At 51.0% G+C, this 17,154-nt stretch carries 15 protein-coding genes and 2 pseudogenes; 6 read left to right on the top strand and 11 right to left on the bottom strand.

Annotated elements, in window-relative coordinates; genetic code table 11:
* Positions 1–17 precede the first annotated feature (17 nt).
* Positions 18–1,178: an MGDG synthase family glycosyltransferase gene (locus CBE73_RS20135; protein ID WP_094095763.1), complete on the top strand. Its 1,161-nt coding sequence runs from the start codon at positions 18–20 to the stop codon at positions 1,176–1,178.
* 93 nt (positions 1,179–1,271) lie between these two features.
* Here the strand turns inward: CBE73_RS20135 and CBE73_RS20130 are convergent.
* Positions 1,272–1,490: pseudogene (locus CBE73_RS20130) on the bottom strand (ATP-binding cassette domain-containing protein); the annotation flags it as partial.
* A 245-nt stretch (positions 1,491–1,735) separates the two neighbouring features.
* The gene (gene trmB / locus CBE73_RS20125; protein WP_094095762.1) at positions 1,736–2,458 is read right to left on the bottom strand and encodes a tRNA (guanosine(46)-N7)-methyltransferase TrmB; all 723 of its coding nucleotides are present in this window, start codon (positions 2,456–2,458) and stop codon (positions 1,736–1,738) included.
* A gap of 446 nt (positions 2,459–2,904) precedes the next feature.
* Between trmB and mnmL the strand changes: the two genes are divergently transcribed.
* From mnmL to CBE73_RS20105, 4 genes are all read left to right on the top strand, one after another.
* Entirely contained in the window at positions 2,905–3,858 is a 954-nt protein-coding gene (gene mnmL, locus CBE73_RS20120; RefSeq protein WP_094095761.1) for a tRNA modification radical SAM protein MnmL/YtqA, read from the top strand.
* A complete protein-coding gene (gene mnmM / locus CBE73_RS20115) occupies positions 3,858–4,445 on the top strand; it encodes a tRNA 5-(aminomethyl)-2-thiouridylate-methyltransferase MnmM (RefSeq protein WP_094095760.1) in 588 nt (195 codons plus the stop codon). Before mnmL ends, mnmM begins: the two co-directional genes overlap by 1 nt.
* A gap of 101 nt (positions 4,446–4,546) precedes the next feature.
* Positions 4,547–4,942, top strand: coding sequence for a VOC family protein (locus tag CBE73_RS20110; RefSeq protein ID WP_094095759.1), 396 nt, complete (start codon positions 4,547–4,549; stop codon positions 4,940–4,942).
* A gap of 29 nt (positions 4,943–4,971) precedes the next feature.
* The gene (locus tag CBE73_RS20105) at positions 4,972–6,069 is read left to right on the top strand and encodes an alpha/beta hydrolase (RefSeq protein ID WP_229752652.1); all 1,098 of its coding nucleotides are present in this window, start codon (positions 4,972–4,974) and stop codon (positions 6,067–6,069) included.
* Between the two features lie 166 nt (positions 6,070–6,235).
* Here the strand turns inward: CBE73_RS20105 and vanX are convergent, their stop codons facing one another.
* From vanX to CBE73_RS20070, 7 genes are all read right to left on the bottom strand, one after another.
* Positions 6,236–6,847, bottom strand: a complete 612-nt coding sequence (gene vanX / locus CBE73_RS20100) for a D-Ala-D-Ala dipeptidase VanX (RefSeq protein WP_094096440.1) — start codon at positions 6,845–6,847, stop codon at positions 6,236–6,238.
* 5 nt (positions 6,848–6,852) lie between these two features.
* Positions 6,853–7,884 carry a D-alanine--(R)-lactate ligase gene (vanA, locus tag CBE73_RS20095; protein WP_094095757.1) on the bottom strand — a complete coding sequence of 344 codons (1,032 nt, stop codon included), beginning with the start codon at positions 7,882–7,884 and terminating at the stop codon, positions 6,853–6,855.
* Positions 7,877–8,845 carry a D-lactate dehydrogenase VanH gene (vanH, locus tag CBE73_RS20090; protein WP_094095756.1) on the bottom strand — a complete coding sequence of 323 codons (969 nt, stop codon included), beginning with the start codon at positions 8,843–8,845 and terminating at the stop codon, positions 7,877–7,879. Before vanH ends, vanA begins: the two co-directional genes overlap by 8 nt.
* A gap of 26 nt (positions 8,846–8,871) precedes the next feature.
* On the bottom strand, positions 8,872–9,954 hold the full coding sequence (locus CBE73_RS20085) for a D-alanyl-D-alanine carboxypeptidase family protein (RefSeq protein ID WP_094095755.1): 1,083 nt from the start codon (positions 9,952–9,954) through the stop codon (positions 8,872–8,874).
* A gap of 153 nt (positions 9,955–10,107) precedes the next feature.
* Positions 10,108–10,644, bottom strand: coding sequence for a VanZ family protein (locus CBE73_RS20080; RefSeq protein WP_094095754.1), 537 nt, complete (start codon positions 10,642–10,644; stop codon positions 10,108–10,110).
* A gap of 25 nt (positions 10,645–10,669) precedes the next feature.
* Complete coding sequence (locus tag CBE73_RS20075; RefSeq protein WP_094095753.1) at positions 10,670–11,998, bottom strand: HAMP domain-containing sensor histidine kinase; 1,329 nt, start codon at positions 11,996–11,998, stop codon at positions 10,670–10,672.
* A complete protein-coding gene (locus CBE73_RS20070) occupies positions 11,995–12,660 on the bottom strand; it encodes a response regulator transcription factor (RefSeq protein WP_094095752.1) in 666 nt (221 codons plus the stop codon). The genes CBE73_RS20075 and CBE73_RS20070 overlap by 4 nt, the downstream gene beginning before the upstream one ends.
* Before the next feature lie 241 nt (positions 12,661–12,901).
* Between CBE73_RS20070 and CBE73_RS22720 the strand changes: the two are divergent.
* Positions 12,902–13,084, top strand: a pseudogene (locus CBE73_RS22720) (IS110 family RNA-guided transposase); the annotation flags it as partial.
* Positions 13,085–13,173: 89 nt separating this feature from the next.
* Here the strand turns inward: CBE73_RS22720 and CBE73_RS20060 are convergent.
* Positions 13,174–14,997: a B12-binding domain-containing radical SAM protein gene (locus tag CBE73_RS20060; RefSeq protein ID WP_094095751.1), complete on the bottom strand. Its 1,824-nt coding sequence runs from the start codon at positions 14,995–14,997 to the stop codon at positions 13,174–13,176.
* Positions 14,998–15,033: 36 nt separating this feature from the next.
* The gene (recQ, locus tag CBE73_RS20055) at positions 15,034–16,938 is read right to left on the bottom strand and encodes a DNA helicase RecQ (RefSeq protein WP_094095750.1); all 1,905 of its coding nucleotides are present in this window, start codon (positions 16,936–16,938) and stop codon (positions 15,034–15,036) included.
* Between the last annotated feature and the right edge of the window lie 216 nt (positions 16,939–17,154).

Below are 17,154 nucleotides of genomic sequence, written 5' to 3'. Positions count from 1 at the left end.
GAAAAGGTGAAACTAAAGTGCATAAACAAAGAATATTGCTGTTATCAGAGGGGTTTGGAGCCGGTCATACGCAAGCCGCTTACGCGCTATCCAGTAACTTGCGGAAGATTGCGCCGAATGTTCAGACCAAAGTGCTAGAGCTGGGCAGCTTCCTTAACCCTAGAATGGCGCCTTTCATTATAACTGCATACAAGAAGACCGTCTCATCGCAGCCCCGGCTCGTCCGGCTTATGTATCGCAGCAATTATAAGAAATCTCTGAATAAATTTACGACGCTGGCGCTCCACCGGATTTTCTATACGCATACTTCACAGGTAATCAAGCAGTTGCATCCGGACGTCATTGTTTGTACCCATCCGATTCCAAGCGCGGTCATTTCCAGGATCAAACGGCTTGGCATGGAGGTGCCGCTTTGTACAGTCATCACGGATTATGATGTGCATGGCGCCTGGGTCAGCCGGGAAGTGAACTGCTATCTGGTGTCTACAAACCAGGTTCGGGAAAAGCTGATTGAACGAGGCGTTGACGATTCCAAAATTCGAGTGACGGGCATTCCTGTTCACCCTAATTTCTGGGAACGCCATAGCAAGGAAGAGATCCGGACCAGCTTCGGCCTGAAGGATCTGCCAACCGTGCTTGTCATGGGCGGCGGCTGGGGTTTCATGAAAGATGAAACCGTTAACTCCCTGTTGGCCAGCTACCGGGATCAGGTACAAATCATCTTCTGCTTTGGCAACAATACAAAGCAGCTGAACAAGATGCAGGAGGACCCAAGGTTCCAGCATCCGAACATCCAACTGCTTGGATTTACGCGTGAGGTAGATAAGCTGATGGAATTTGCCGATCTTCTGGTGACCAAACCGGGCGGGATGACCTGTACGGAAGGGCTTGCCAAAGGGATTCCGATGCTGTTTCACCAGCCCCTGCCAGGCCAGGAGGAAGAGAATTCCGAATATTTCACCTCACAGGGCTGGGGAACGCCTATTACCTCCACAGACGATATTACGGACTGGATGGACCGGCTGATTAACCATTACGATCAGGTTGTCGAGAAGCGCCGGCAGGTGCTGGAGCAGATCAACAGCTACCATCCAACCGGAAGCGCCCACGCGATCATCGAACTGCTCGACCAAAATCAGGGGCGCAGCGATTTGTTTTCTTATAAGAAAACGCCATAATAGGACCCAGCACATGAAGCTGCCGATACATTCGGCAGCTTTTTGATTTGCAATTAATCTCGGGAAAACAGGAAGCCCGGGTCCCCGGATCTCCTGGCCTCCCAAAGTTAGCGAGCCGGAATACCCCGTATCAAGGCCCGCTATGATCCTTAGCATCGTGCTTTTGCCGCAGCCGCTTGGTCCAATTAAAGTAACGAATTCACCGGCTTCAATCTGCAAATCAATTTGCCTCAAAGCTTCTATCTGTCCGTCTGCTGTATAAAAGATTTTGCCGAGATTGCCGATCTCCAGCCTTGATCCTCCCAAGCCCATGTCCCCCTCCTCCTAGTTAAAACGAAAAAAACAGAGGCATCACGCGTAAAACCACGTAATACCTCTGTTCGTACAGTCGGTATCCCCGAATTAATTCCGAGTTAACTAATTTGAATTTGTGTGTTTAAAATTTACAACCTCTATCCGGCAAAGTCAATAACAAAATCTACGAAAGATTACAGCAAAAAAGCCACCTCCGGGTTTCCCCGCAGACGGCCCTCTAGCCCGGCACCAGACGGTGCCGTTTAAAACATATCCATCTTGTGCTCTTCGTATTTGCGCAAAGCTTCTTGGCCTATCTTCACTTCGCAGCGGTAAATATTCATGCCCTGGGCATGGAATTTGCTTTCGTATTCCGTCATGACATGGTTCTCATTGATGCCTTCACGGTGCAAATTCAGCGAGATGTCGCTCATTTGCAGGCCTACGGCTGCAAATGCGTTCAGCGAAAATTCAAACAGCGTCTGCGAATCGGTCTTGAAATGAATTTCGCCTCGTTCGTTCAGCAGATGCTTGTACTTGTTCAGAAAACGCGGGTGCGTCAGCCGGCGGCGTCCATGCTTCGCTTTTGGCCACGGATCGCTGAAGTTCAAATAAATCCGCTCGATTTCTCCCGGCGCAAAAAATTCCTCAATAAACTCGATATTGCCTAGCGCCAGATTGAGATTCGGAGGCAGCACGTCTTCCATGCTTTGACCGGTCTTCTCGGCCCAGGCCTTCTTGCCCTTCTCCCCTGCCCGGCGGATCAGCTCATCGTACATATCCATACCGATAAAATTTACGTCCGGATAACGAACGCTCATGCCGCTGATGAATTGACCTTTGCCCATGCCGAGCTCGACGTAAATCGGGCGGTCATTGCCGAATCTTTCTTTCCAGCGTCCTTTATACTCGCGAGGGTCCAGCACGATCAGCTCAGGCTGGGCCTCCAGATTTTCACGTATTCCTTTTCTGCCGCGTAAACGCATCTTTAATCTCCTCTTTGTTCCTCTTAATAGTACCTGACACTATATTTTGCCCAAGAATGGACGAAAAGTAAAGGCTAATCTAATGAAAAAGGAACCCTGAAAGCCGCTGGGTAGCAGCTGTAAGGATTCCTTTTTCTATATTTGGAATTGGGGTCCAACAAAGTCAGGTTCCGCTTTTCGTCCGGTTACGGTGTGCTAGCCGCCCAGAAAGCAAAATGCGAAATTCAAAATGCAGGGCGGGAAATCCCTTTCCCCTCTGCTGCCGTCCTCTTTAATACGCTTATATAAAATAGCATACTTAAAGTGGCAAAGCAAGAATGGCCGGGGAAGCTGAATTCCCCTTTTTTCACAAGTTTTGATACAATGAAAGATGTTCTCCCTTTATTACCCGGACAGTTGGATAACGAAACAGGGGAATTCATTTTTTAAAAATAAAGGAGCATTTTATGAGCACTTTATCTTCTTCCTCCCCCTTGTTGTGGAGCGATAAAAGATTTCATACATGGAATACCGAGATGAAAGAGCAATTTGGCGAAAAAGTGTTTAAAGTCATGCTGGATGCCGGCTTTACCTGTCCCAACCGGGACGGATCCATCACAACGGGCGGCTGCACGTTCTGCAGCGCGCGGGGATCGGGCGACTTCGCCGGCCGGCGGCGCGACGACCTGGTCACGCAGTTCAATACGATCCGCGACCGGCAGCATCAGAAATGGCCGAATGCCAAATACATCGGCTATTTCCAGGCCTACACAAATACGTACGCTCCGGTTGAGGAGCTTCGCGAATATTATGAAGTGATCCTGGAGCAGCCTGGCGTTGTCGGCTTATCCATCGCTACCCGGCCGGACTGTCTGCCTGACGATGTCGTCGAATATTTAGCTGAGCTGAATGAGCGGACTTATCTGTGGGTGGAAATGGGGCTGCAGACGGTTCATGAATCCACTTCACAGCTCATTAACCGGGCCCACGATACAAAGTGTTATCTTGACGCCGTCGAGAAACTGCGCAAACGCGGCATCAGAGTCTGCGCCCATATCATTTATGGCCTTCCGCAGGAGACACACGAAATGATGCTGGATACGGGCCGGGCTGTTGCGGCGATGGACGTGCAGGGTATTAAAATCCATCTGCTCCATCTGATGAGGAAGACGCCGATGGTCAAGCAGTACGAAGCGGGACTGCTCCGCTTCCTGGAGCAGGATGAATATATCAAGCTGATCGTGGATACGCTGGAGTTCCTGCCGCCGGAAATGATTGTGCACCGGCTGACCGGCGATGCGCCGCGCGATCTGCTTATAGGCCCCCTGTGGAGCCTAAAGAAATGGGAAGTGCTGAACGGCATCGACAAGGAGCTGCGAAGCCGTGATTCCTGGCAGGGCAAATACTGGAGGGGACGCTGATGGGCTTCCCCTCCGTGCTCAGCTTTGCCCGCCAGCTGGTGTCGCAGCGGCTCCAGCCCGGCGACACCGCGGTGGACGCGACCGTCGGCACCGGCGCGGACACCCTGTTCCTTGCGGAAGCCTGCGGCCGCAAGGGACAAGTCTTCGGCTTCGATATTCAAGCCGAAGCATTATCTTTGGCGGCCCAGCGGCTCGCCAAAGCGCGGGAGACCGGCGCCAGACTTGCGCCGGTTTCCCTGCTGGAGCGCAGCCATGCCGAAATGGCGGCTGCGCTGGATCCAAGGCATCACGGCCGGGTCGGGGCCGTGATGTTCAACCTCGGCTACCTGCCGAGCGAGGACGCCGACAAGGCGGTCATTACGCTGCCGGACAGCACGATCGAGGCGCTTGACGCCTCGCTTGGGCTGCTGCGGCCGCGCGGCCTGATCACCGCTGTCGTGTACCCCGGCCACGACGGCGGTGCCGCCGAAGCCGAGCGTGTCGAGGCTTGGGCGAGGGAACTGCCGTCTGCCTCGGGGCAGACGATCATTTACCGGCAGCTGCAGCGTGCTGCCGCGCCTTATCTGATCGCGATCGAGAAGAAATAAAAGAGGATCGCGATTCTATTTTTACTAAGTAATGAGTTCTAACTTTATTGAGCATCCAACTTTGTTGATGAACATCTATATCCATAAAAGGGGAGTCTATTATGAGCGTACACAAAATCGAGCATGTCGGAATCCGGGTATCGGCCCTGGAGGATTCGATTGAATTTTACAGCCGGGTGATCGGCCTGAAGCTGGCGGGAACGCTGGGCGATGTCGACGCTCCGGTACGTCTGGCTTTCATGTCTTTTCCCAACCAGACAAATGTCGAAGTCGAACTGATCCACAAACAAGATCCGGAGGAACTGGCGAATGAAGGGCGCGTTCACCACCTTGCTTTTACCGTCAGCCAGATCGAGCAGGAATACGATAGAATCGCCAAACTAGGCTTGTCGGGCCTCGATAAACAAATCAACCAATTGCCGAACGGAAGCCGTTATTTCTTCTTTAGCGGTCCTGACGGGGAACGCATCGAGTTCTTTCAGCCCGTACAGTCGTAAACTCGATAAATGAAAGGATGTCGGATATAGTGGTTGAACGGCCTTTCTCCTTTATTAATGAAGATCTGCAGTCCGTTTACGTATATCATTGGGGGCCCGAACATGCGGAGCCTCCTGTCGGCATTTCTAAAGAGGATGCTGATACGGATCAAACTCAGAATCAAGAAAAACAGTCTCAGGCTCATGACGGGTTCTCCCAAGAAGAAGCTGTGGATCCTGTCAACCTGAATCGGAACCTAGGCTTGGCAGCTCCTGCTGCTCTCAAAGGGATCGTGCAAATCGTTCACGGCATGGCCGAAACGGGCAGACGTTACGAAGAAACGGCTGCCGGGCTTGTCCGGCACGGTTATCTTGTTTATGCCGCAGATTTGCGCGGTCACGGACGGACGGCCGATCAATACGAAGGACTGGGGTATGCCGGCAAAGACGGGCATAACGGCATGGTCAAAGACATCCTGCTGCTCCGCGAGGAAATCGGCAAACGGCATCCCGGACTACCCGTGTTTCTGCTTGGCCACAGCATGGGTTCTTTTCTGGTGCAAAAGGTGATGTATACCGGCCCTGAACGTTATAACGGATTTCTGCTGACCGGCAGCTGCGGCAGACAGCCGTTTCTTTCCTTTGGCGAGAAGCTCGCCGCGCTGCAATGCCGGCTTCAGGGCGAGCGCAAGCCAAGCCTGCTGCTGAACGCCCTGGTCTTTGGTCCCTACAATCGGCAGTTCAAGCCGGTCCGCACCCCGTTTGACTGGCTGTCCCGGGACACGGCTGAGGTCGACCGGTTTGTAGCCGATCCCTATTGCGGCGAGCTGTGCAGCGCCGGTTTCTTCTGCGACTTCTTCCGTTTGCTGCGGGAGATCCACCGGCCAGAGCACATGGCGAGAATCCCGGTCGATAAACCGGTATTTTTGTTCTCTGGAGCCGAAGATCCGGTCGGCCACAACGGCAAAGGCGTGGAGCGGCTGGCAGCCGATTATAACCGGCTTGGCCTTCGCCATGTGGATTTGAAGCTTTATCCCGGAGCCCGGCATGAGCTGTTCCATGAATTCAACAGAGAAGAAGTGATACGCGATGTGCTCCAGTGGCTGGACCGGCAGGCCGGCAGGCTGTCAGCAGCCGACCCTTCGTAGGCATAGGCCAGTTCGCCCGCGCTGCTGACTTTCTTTCCGGGCCTATGCTCCATTTTCCCCGCATCAAACACAAAAAAAGCCGCAGTTTATGCGACTTTGATTGTCTGAAGCTACCGCCAGGGAATAAGGAAAGCTAATGAATTGCAGGAATAAAGTCCTCCGCAACTCACCCCCCCAATAGAAAATCGAAATATCTATCAGGGTATGGCTCGTTTTTGAGCACATAGTGCCACCATTCGTAGGGATAGTGCTCAAATCCGCTGTTTTCCATGATCGTTTTCAAAATACAGCGGTTTTGCGCTTCAATAATCGATACGTTCTTTGAGGTATGATTCGAACGCTCGTCCATAAAATCAAAGCCGGTTCCCATAGGCACAAGCTCGCCGGTGTCCAATTGAAAAAGCGTGAGATCAATGGCACTCCCTCGACTATGGCTTGATTTTGACGCTACATATCCTTTTGTAATCATATCTCTTCGGTTTATATTGGGATAATATCTTTCTTTGGTACGACCATCTTCTGGCTGTTCTGACCAACGAAGAAAACAGTCCACCGCACGCTGTGGACGATAGCCATCCCAAAGAAGCAAGCCGTATCCAAGAGCGGCGGCTTGCTTCTTGGTTTCCCGCAACGCTGCCGCCAGTTCAATCGTACCCGCTATACGGTTGACTTCATATCCGTCAACTGGCTTTCCAGTAAAATTATCCCACGTAGCATATTTAGCGTCCCAACGAACGCCGGAAACGACCTCATCGATAAACACAAATCCCTTTTCCATACCCATCAGCCCTCCAAGGCCAACTCTATCAAACGGTCAATCAACTCGGTAAGCGTTATGCCCGCCGCAGCCATCATGCGGGGATAACGGCTGTATGACGTAAATCCGGGCAAGGTGTTGACTTCGTTAAGGACAATACGCCCGTTTTCTTGCAAGAATAAATCTACACGAGCTAACCCCTTACAACCCAGCGCTTGATAAATCGTTTTCGCCGTTTCCTGCAGCTCTATGCGTTTCTCTGCTGGAATCTCTGCCGGAACGGTAAAAATGGTGTTTTCAGAGCCTTTCTCCGGCTCTCTCTCCTGATGAATACGAAAGAAACCGTGAGATAACGTAATTTGGTCTACTTCACCGGCTGTCAAGTCAGGGTCATTTCCTAACACGGCACAGCCAACCTCAATTCCTGAAATGGCCTGCTCAATTAAGATTTTGCTGTCATACTGTTTTGCGGTTTTAATGGCGGAGTCCAATTCATCAGGGCCGTTTACTTTCGTTACGCCGTACGACGAGCCGGAACGCGCCGGTTTCACAAACACAGGATAAGAAAGGCTGCTGTAATCCGGCTGTTCACCGTGATGCAGGATTAGAAAGTCTGGTGTCGGTACCCCCGCGCTTTTCACGACCGTATACGTAAGCGACTTGTCCATGCAAAGCGCGGAGCTTTGAACATCGCAGCCCACATAGGGGATTCCGGATAATTCCAATAAACCTTGCAGTACACCGTCCTCGCCGGTTTTTCCGTGCAAAACAGGGAATACAACGTCGATCGGCACGGTTTGATAGGTGTTTTCTTGAAAAACAATCAGCCCATGGTTTTTTCTGTCAGGGGAAAGCACGGCAGGGAGGCAATCGCCTGTTTCCCATTCCGCACAAGGCTTTTCACACATTTTCCAAACGCCAGATTTGGTTATGCCGATGTAGATCGGCTCATATTTTTCCGTGTCCATATGACCTGCAATCTCTATTGCCGATTTGATTGCCACATCGTGTTCTTCAGAACAGCCTCCAAACAGGATTGCAATTTTCAATTTATCCATATCGCCTGCCCCTTTCAAATTCCAAACAATTCAATATTGTCTTTTCTACGGTATCGCGCAACGCACGTTCGGTATAGTAAGCCGTATGCGGCGTGATAATGACATTCGGCATCTTTTGGAGCTTTATTAAAAACGGATTGTCTATCGGTTTCTTCATGCAATCAAAATAGAACAGTCCTTCCTCGCCCTCTATAACATCCAATGCCGCACCGCCTAAATGTCCACTTTCTAGCGCGCAGACCAGCGCTTCGGTATCCACAATGCCGCCGCGAGCCGTATTGATAAGAAAGGCACCCTGCTTCATTGATGCCATCTCTTCACGTCCGATCATATGGTAAGTGCCAGTGTCGAGCGGTACATGAATGGTGAGAATGTCACTTTGGTGCAAGAGTTCATTCAGCGGCACAGATGGGATCGGCGAATCTTGGGCGCGTCCGTGCGCCAGTACATGACAGCCGAATCCCCACAGCCGCTCGATCACCGCCGTACCGATACGCCCTGTCCCCAATACGCCTACAGTCATATCGCGCAGTTCTTTCCCCCGGACGGCATCCAATCTGTAATTATATCTTTCCGCACCGGTTACGACCGTTTTTGCGTTGCGAATAGCCATTAAGATCAGCATTAACGTATAGTCGGCAACGCTGCCCGGCGAGTAGTTTACATTGCCAACAGCGATACCCATACGTTTTGCCGCCTTCATATCTATATGATTAAAACCGATACTTCGGGTAGAAATATATTTCACCCCGTATTTCTTTAATGCGGAAAGGACTGTTTCTGAAATTTCCGATTTATGCCCTACGCTGATGCAAGGATTGCCTTGAGCCAGCCATGCGTTTTGTTCCGAGACTGTGGAATCTGTAATTTTAGGGATAACCCCAAAGCGCAGAGCAACCGAATGGAACACCCTCGCTTCATCCTGTTCACAACCATAAACCGTAATTCCGATATGGTTCACAGATGCTTACCTCCTTAACTCATCATTTAACGCCTCCTCTGCCCCCCGGGAGCGACCGCAAGGGAGGTATTGTTTTCCTGGGGTAGTGATAACTCCGGGTCTATCGCGCTGAAAATGGCAAGACTGTCGGTAAACCGGATTCCCGCAGAGGAAGCCATGACAACACTGATGTACGTCTGTCCGTTTATATCAGCCGCCGAAACAAGACAGGAACCGGCGTCGTCCGTAGAACCCGTTTTTAGTCCGATAGCACCCGGATAATAATACCTGCTGTTAGGGTTGATCAGCTCGTTGGTATTGTGATAAGTAACTTGCCGCCCGCTGAGCCATGTATCACTTATCTTATAGCTGCTCATGATTTCAGATAGGGTTTCATTTTCTAAGCACGCTTTTGCTATCTGAGCGAGGTCAAAAGCGGTTGTGTACTGCCCGTCAGCGTCATAGCCGTCGGGATTTTCGAAATTGGAAGAAGCCGCACCAACTTCCCTTGCTTTCTGGTTCATCGCACTCACAAACGCTTCAATAGCGTTCTGCGTTCCACCATCCGCTATCTTTTTTCCTGTATTAACAGCGAGGGTGTACGCGGCGTCATTGCCGGAGGGGAGCAGTAAAGCGACTAAAAGCTGTCTGAACGTCAGCTGGTCTCCTAGGTGAAGCCCTGCTTTGGAAGAATCAGCGGCTATCAGGTCTATCTCCGGGCCAACTGTCAATGTATCGTCAAGAGAGAAATACTCTAAGGCCGTTAAGGCTGTGAGCATTTTTGCTGTGCTTGCCGGAGCGATAGGCTCATCGCTTTTTTTTTGAAAGAGAACGTTGTTTGTATCCACATTTAGCACATAGGCGTTTGCAGCCCTAATATCCACCGAAATGCTCTGTGAATTAGAAGGGATGACATCTTGTTGCGGCCGATTCGTATTTCCTGTCTGCTCCAAAGCACGCAAACCATCCTCTGCGTGAGTTGAACCTGCGTCTCCTTGTAGGGGCGGTTCTGTGGCAGCAGCCAGCGGCGGCGTTGTCGTGCCTCTGTTCGGCGCATTCCCACTATTGCTGCAGGCGGCGAGGGAAACCGCGAGCCAAGCAAACCCAATGAACGTGATTAGCTTCTTCATTTGAAATTCTCCTTGTGATTTTGGATTCGTATGGCTTTATGATGACAATTCAATCTGTACTTTCCCTGTAGCCAATCTGTAGTTTGTCTGTAGCCGAAAAAAAAACCGACCGGGACAAACCCTGTCGGTCGGTATAGATTACGATTCATTTCGTCAGCGCGGCGGTAACTGCCTCATAACAAAATGATTGAGATAGAACAGATGAGCGAAACGTGCGGCTACATAAATAGTTGCGATCAAACCAACTGCAGTTACAATCTTGTTTGTCCTGCTTTTGAATATCTTCACTAATGTAGCATAAACGGCTATACCGATGATTCCTCCAAGCGAATTGCTAAGGATATCGGTTACATCGGTACGTCCCAATGCGAAAATAAATTGGAGGACCTCAAACGTTAAAGACAGAGCGATAACCGCAAACGCCTTTCTCACAAAACGCCATTCGTTTTTCAGCAGACAAAGATAGATTCCAAAAGGGATAAAAATGAGTATGTTATCTCTTATTTCTCTAAAAACAATCACTCCGCTCGCATCGAATGACCCTTGTAACGGAATCAGATTGATGACTCGTATTCCATCCGATAATTCAGCCGAATAAAACGGGAGCTTAAAAAGGATGATACTTATCAGCAATAGCATATATACCACAAACAACACGATTGTAAGATGATTTTGCTTTTCCAGTCTCATTAACTTCGATCTCCTATTGCGTTATTCACTCCATCGGTAAATTCATCCAGAATAGAACGCCATCCGGGGCATTTTCCAAAGCATATGGGATATTCATCGTTTCTAATGTTTTCCGAACAAGGGTCAGTCCCAAGCCGCTTCGCTTATCTTTCCGTTCTCTCGCCTTATCCGCACGATAAAACGGGTCAAACAATTTCGGCAGAACCGCCTCATCAATCCTCGCCCCTGTGTTAAGTACGCAAAGGCGGTACTGCTTATCTATGAGTTCGCTCCATATCCGGATTTCGCCGCCTGTGGGCGTGTTTTGCACCGCGTTCACAATAATATTGGAAAGCGCCTTTTGAAGCATTTTAGAGTCGGAAAAGCAAGTTTGCCCGTCAGGAATATCCACAACCATTCGCTGACCGCCCGCATCCGTTATGGTTTGAAATTCTGGCAGTAACCCGGTCACCATATTCCGAATATCTATTTTCTCAGGAACAGGAGTCACTTTCCCGTCATCGAGGCGCACGATTTCCAATATCTCGGAAACCTTCTCGCTCTGCGCGTCCATCATTTTGATACATTCGCGAAGATACTTTGAATGGTCTTTGTAATCACCAACGTTTTCAAGCATGCCCTCCAGCAAAACGCTCGTTGCCGCGATGGGTGTTTTTAACTCATGGGATGCCGCTGAGAAAAAGTATCGCTGCGTTTCTTCCATCTCGCGTACTCGAAGGATTTCATCCTCTAATTGGGATATAGTTTCTTTCAGCTTGCCATACATGAAATGTACGTCACGCGCCAAGGCGCCAAGCTCGTCTTGGCGTTCCTGCGGCGGTGGAACATCCTCAAGACTTGCCATCCTGCCTGCGCTGTCCGCGAGCTGCTTAATAGGCGTGGTCATTTTCCGCGCAAAGACGTAAGCGCAGATAAGACAGAGCGCAAAAATTGCAACAAACACTAGGCTGCCCCGGATGATTAAATCCTGGTAAAAGGATTCTAAACCCGTACGGCTTTGGGCGGTTATGGTGTAATCTTTATCATTATGCACAACGTAGAAAAAATCGCCATCAAAGCTGTCCGGCGCTTCGGCGTTCGGCGTGGCGAATATTAAGCCGCCATTCTTATCCGTAATAATAAACTCAAACGACTGATTGTTTTCGTAAAAGCGTTCAGCCGCTTCAACAATATTGTCATTTCTTTGAATCCGTCTCTCCAAGGGCTCATAGGAGGCAACGATTTGCCGGTTTTGTATCGTTCTGTAGAATGACTTGAACTGCTGCGAAAACAGCGCCGCAGTCACAACTACGAGCAGCAAGATCGAGACTGCTGTATAAATAAAGGTTTTGAAAAAAATCCCGTGGTTTTTCATGAGGATTCTTCCTCCAATCGGTAACCCACCCCGCGTACTGTTTTAATGATATTCTCCGGCAGCTTCGCCCGCAGATTTTTAATATGGGTATGCACGGTGCCGCTGTCGCCGTCAGAATCATAACCCCACACGCGGGATACTATGACTTCATGGGGTAGGGTTCTGCCTTTATTTTGCACAAGCAGCATTAAGATTTCGAACTCTTTAAGGGTCAAAAGCAATTCATCGCTCTCATAAAACGCCTTGAAATCTTCCGGTAAAAGCGTCAGCTTGCCAAAGCGGACCTCCTTGGTCAAAGCATTGCTTCGCCGAAGCAGTGCTTCCACACGCTTAAGTAATAACTGAATCTTAAACGGCTTGGTCACATAATCATCCGCTTGCCCGTCAAATGCCTTGATTTGACTCTCATCGTCGGAAAGCGCGGTCATCATTAGAACAGGAGCATTGCTGATCTTGCGATACTCCCGTAAAAGCTCATGACCGTTCATCCCCGGCAGCAGAACGTCAAATATTACAAGGTGATAGGAGTCGCCGAAAAATCTGGAGTGCGCCTCGTCACCATCAAAGCAAACATCCACTTTATATCCTGCCTCGTTCAAAAAGGCTTTTACAGTACCTGCGATATGCTCATCATCCTCGACAAGCAATATTCTTATCGACATAAACGTATCCCTCCATAAAAAGGATAGCACATCAATCTGTATTTTCCCTGTAGTTACGTTTGTTTCGTTCGGTTTATAGTCGGCCGTCAGCCGTGTGCAGCTAGCTTGTTTCCTACAATTATTTTGGCGTTTGAACAAAACAAGCGCCTCTGTACGACGGGATTACGCAGCGGGTCAAAAGCCCCTAAAATCCACATCAGGAGGTCGCTCTACTAGGAAGTTTAAGGCGCAAGACAAGCAAATTCAACTCATTGAAAACTTTACCATTCATCACTTAGTCATAGGTGTAGACATCGCTCAAGAAGTTCGTGTGGCACGCGCCGTCAGCTTTCGAACGATTGCTCTAGGCGCTCCGCTCGAGTTCGGCAACCATCGCAAAGGTTTCAAGTTGTTCGAGCGTTGGGTGCAGGATCTGATCCAGACCTGCAAAAAAAAAGCCGCTGGGCGGCAGCTTATGCTGCGGCTCCAGCGGCTTTATGCCTTGCCTTATTTTTCGGCACGTCCCCTTGCAATCTAGGATTGCGCTGCAAGCAGACCTGCATCCACCGAGAAATAAAACGGCTTCTCATCTTCATTTTGCTGATACAGCACCACAAACAGGGATTCATGACCGGCAGCTTCAGGTCCCCGTTCGACCGCTTCCTCCACGCTGGAGAAAGGCAATCGCTCCAGGACACCCAATTTGAGCAGCTCCCGTTCGGTTAAGCGCAGACTTCCCGGCCAGCCTGAACGTTGGCCGTCATCAGCAGCCGCTCCAGAAGCACCAGCCGCACCGTCCGCCGAAATGGCTAAGGACAGCTCGGCCAAGCGGTGGTACAGGGCCGTCCGTTCCTCTTTGTGCATCCGGTCTTCCCACCAGATTTTACGCGGTTTGTACTTGTGGTTCAGCAGATAGTCAGCTTTCATCAGACCGGCTACGATCTGTGGATGCCGCAGGCCCCGTACTTTAAGGAAAGCATCCAGCCGGATGAACAAATCCTCCAGCTGGTGCCCGATCCGCTGCCAGCCCTGCTCCTCCCAGTAATTCCCGAACTCCTGGAAGAAGTCGAACGGCGAATCGAATTCGTGTTTCATCAAATAGCGCAGCGTATGGTCCATACGGTGGGCGTTCCAGTATTTTTCAAGTACATCCTCCAGGCGCTTCAAGCGGACAATATCGGAGAAAGGCAGCCATTCGCTGCTCAAAATTTCGTAAGGCGCGTTGTCCATGTAGACATAATTGTATTTGTCCGCATCGTGACGCAGCCCGGTTCCCCGCAGCATTTTCAGGAAGCCGAGCTGCAGCTCCTCCGGCTCCATCGCGAACACGTCGTTAAACGTCTTGCGGAACGTGTCGTAATCCTCCAGCGGCAGACCCGCGATCAAGTCGAGATGCTGGTCGATGCGGCCGCTGTTCTTAATCGTCATGGCCGTGCGCGACAGCTTCGTGAAATTTTGTCTGCGTTTGACCAGCTCGTTGGTCGGGTCGTTGGTGGACTGGACGCCGATCTCGAAACGAAAAATCCCCGGCGGCGCATTCTCAGCCAAATAATCCATCACTTCCGGCCGCATGATGTCCGCTGTAATCTCAAACTGGAACACGCAGCCCTGATGGTTCTCGATCAGGAATTGGAACATTTCCATGGCGTAGCTGCGGTTGATGTTAAACGTCCGGTCCAGGAATTTGATGACCTTGGCTCCATTCGCGATCAGGTACAAAATGTCCGCCTTCACCCGCTCGATATCATAATACCGGACACCGACCTCGATGCTGGACAAGCAGAACTGGCAGTTGAACGGGCAGCCCCGGCTGGTCTCGAAATAAACAATTCTTTTGCCTAGCTCCGGAATGTCCTCCGGGAAACGGTGCGGGGAGGGCAGACTGTTCAGATCCGCTTTCGGCCGGCCCGGCATCAACACGACTTCATCGCCTTTGCGGTAAGCAAGGCCGTAGACGAAATGAAATTTGCGGTCCCCGGCAATGGTCTGGAGCAGATGATGGAACGTCTCTTCACCTTCGCCCATAACAATAAAATCAATGGCCGGCACTCTCTTCATCCAATAATCGGTATCGTAAGAAACCTCCGGCCCGCCGAGCACGATTTCCGTTTCCGGCATAACCTTTTTCAAAATTTCAACGACCTTTAGCGTTTCTTCGATATTCCAGATATAACAGGAGAATCCGATCACATCCGGCTGACGGCGGTACAAATCCGAAACGATGTTCATCACCGGGTCTTTGATCGTATATTCGGCCAGTTCAATGTCGAATTCGTGCTGGCTGTAAGCTTTCAGGAGCCGGATCGCCATATTCGTATGAATATATTTAGCATTCAGCGTGGATAACACAACTTTCATAGGTCACAACCTCTTCTTAAGGGTAAACAATCCATTTTAGAAATCGAATCCGTCTTGATCCGTTCCGTGATAGTCCATCTCATCAGGAGCATCGTCATCCGGCACGGCCCCTAACCCCCCATTTTTGAAAAAATCCAGGAACGGCTTGCCGTATTTGCCGAACTTGAGCTCCCCAACCCCTTTGATCCGCAGCATCTCCTGCTCGGTTTGGGGCTGGATCACGCTCATTTCACGCAGGGTGGCATCGTTGAAAATAATGTAGGAAGGCACATGCTCCTTCTGGGCCAGGTCGCGCCGGATCAGGCGCAGCTGCTCGAACACCGTCTCATTGACTGCCGACGGGCTGAGGTCGTACCGGTTGCTGCGCCGTCTGCTGGCAGCGCTCTCCTGCACGGGACGCGGCGCTCGCTGCATCACCTCGCGCTGGCCTTTCAGCACCTCCGCAGCTTTGGCGGTCAGCCGCACTACCGGATATTGCCCTTCCGTCAGCATCAGATAACCTTCGGCGACAAACTCGTTGATCATCTCGGAGATTTCCTTCTCGGTACGGCGCGGCATCATGGCATAGGTTGGCAGCTTGTCAAAGCCGTATTGCAGCACTTTCCTGTTCTGCGAGCCCTTCAGTACCGACGCCACCATCGACACCCCAAACCGCTCCCGCATCCGGTGGATGCAGGAGAAAATAATCTGCGCGTCGCGCGTCATATCCACCAGCTCGCGGTCATCGAGGCAGGAGCTGCAGTTGCCGCAAGGTTTATGGTCATGTTTCTCTCCAAAATAATCGAGCATCGCCCAGCGCAGGCATTTGTTTGTATAGCAGTATTCGATCATCTGCTGCAGCTTGCGGTAATCGCCTTTCTTGCGCAGATCGTCCTGCGGGTTCTGCTCGATCAGGAATTTCTGGGTCACAATATCCTGCGCGCTGAACAGCAAAATACATTCGCTTGGCTCGCCGTCCCGGCCCGCACGTCCGGCTTCCTGAACATAAGCCTCCATGTTCTTAGGCATGTTGTAATGAATGACATAACGGACATTGGATTTGTCGATGCCCATTCCGAAGGCGTTGGTCGCAACCATCACCCGAATGTCGTCGTACAGGAAAGCTTCCTGCATCGCATCCCGTTCCTCGTCGCCCATCCCGGCATGATAACGTCCTGCGGCAATACCGGCCTGACGCAGCCGGTCATGCAGGTCGTCCACGTCCTTTCGGGTAGCAGCATAAATAATGCCGGCTTGCGCTTCATGGGTGCGGGCATATTCAAGAATAAACTCGCGTTTATTTTCGCCGCGCAGCACCGACATAGCCAGATTGTCGCGCCCTAGCCCGGTAATGAAGACAGACGGATCATCCAGCCGCAGCAGGCGGACCATATCCTCCGTCACCTCCGGCGTCGCCGTCGCTGTAAAAGCCGCCACCACCGGACGCTCCGGCAGGCTCTCTACAAATGGCGAAACCGCCAGGTAGCTTGTCCGAAAGTCGTGGCCCCACTGGGAGACGCAATGCGCTTCGTCCACGGCCACGCAGGAAATCGGCAGCTCGCTCATTTCCTGGCGGAACCAGTCCAGCTCCAGCCGCTCCGGCGCAACATACAGCAGCTTCAGATCGCCGCGGCGCGCGGCGCGGATGCGGTCGTTAACTTCTTTTCCCGACAAGGTACTGTTAATGTAAGCAGCAGGAATGCCCATGGCCGTAAGCGCGTCCACCTGGTCCTTCATCAGGGAGATCAGCGGAGACACGACCAGCGTCAATCCAGGCGCAAGCAGCGCCGGAATCTGGTAACAGATCGACTTGCCGCCGCCGGTCGGCAGAATGCCAAGCGTGTCTTTGCCGGTCAGCAGGCTTTCAACGATTTGGGTTTGGCCTTCCCGGAAGTCGGGATAACCGTAATATTTCTGCAGCAGTTCCCGCGCTTTATCCAAAGTTGGCAGTTCAACGTTCATAATAATAAAGACTCCTCATTTAACAAGACTGAAATAAATACCTTCCGAAAGTCGCTACTCCTCTTACTCTTCTTCATACTATGCTTCTTACCAATCTTCTTCTAGGTTAAGTTTACCGGGCTTTGCCGGATTGGGCAACCAACCGGCGGCTTCCAAGCGGGGCTTAACATTGACCGGGCAGGCATAAAAAAGTATCATTCCTTTATAAAACTATTG

This window comes from Paenibacillus physcomitrellae (assembly GCF_002240225.1).
Taxonomy (GTDB): Bacteria; Bacillota; Bacilli; order Paenibacillales; family Paenibacillaceae; genus Fontibacillus; species Fontibacillus physcomitrellae.
This window is presented reverse-complemented; position numbering and strand designations above follow the sequence as displayed.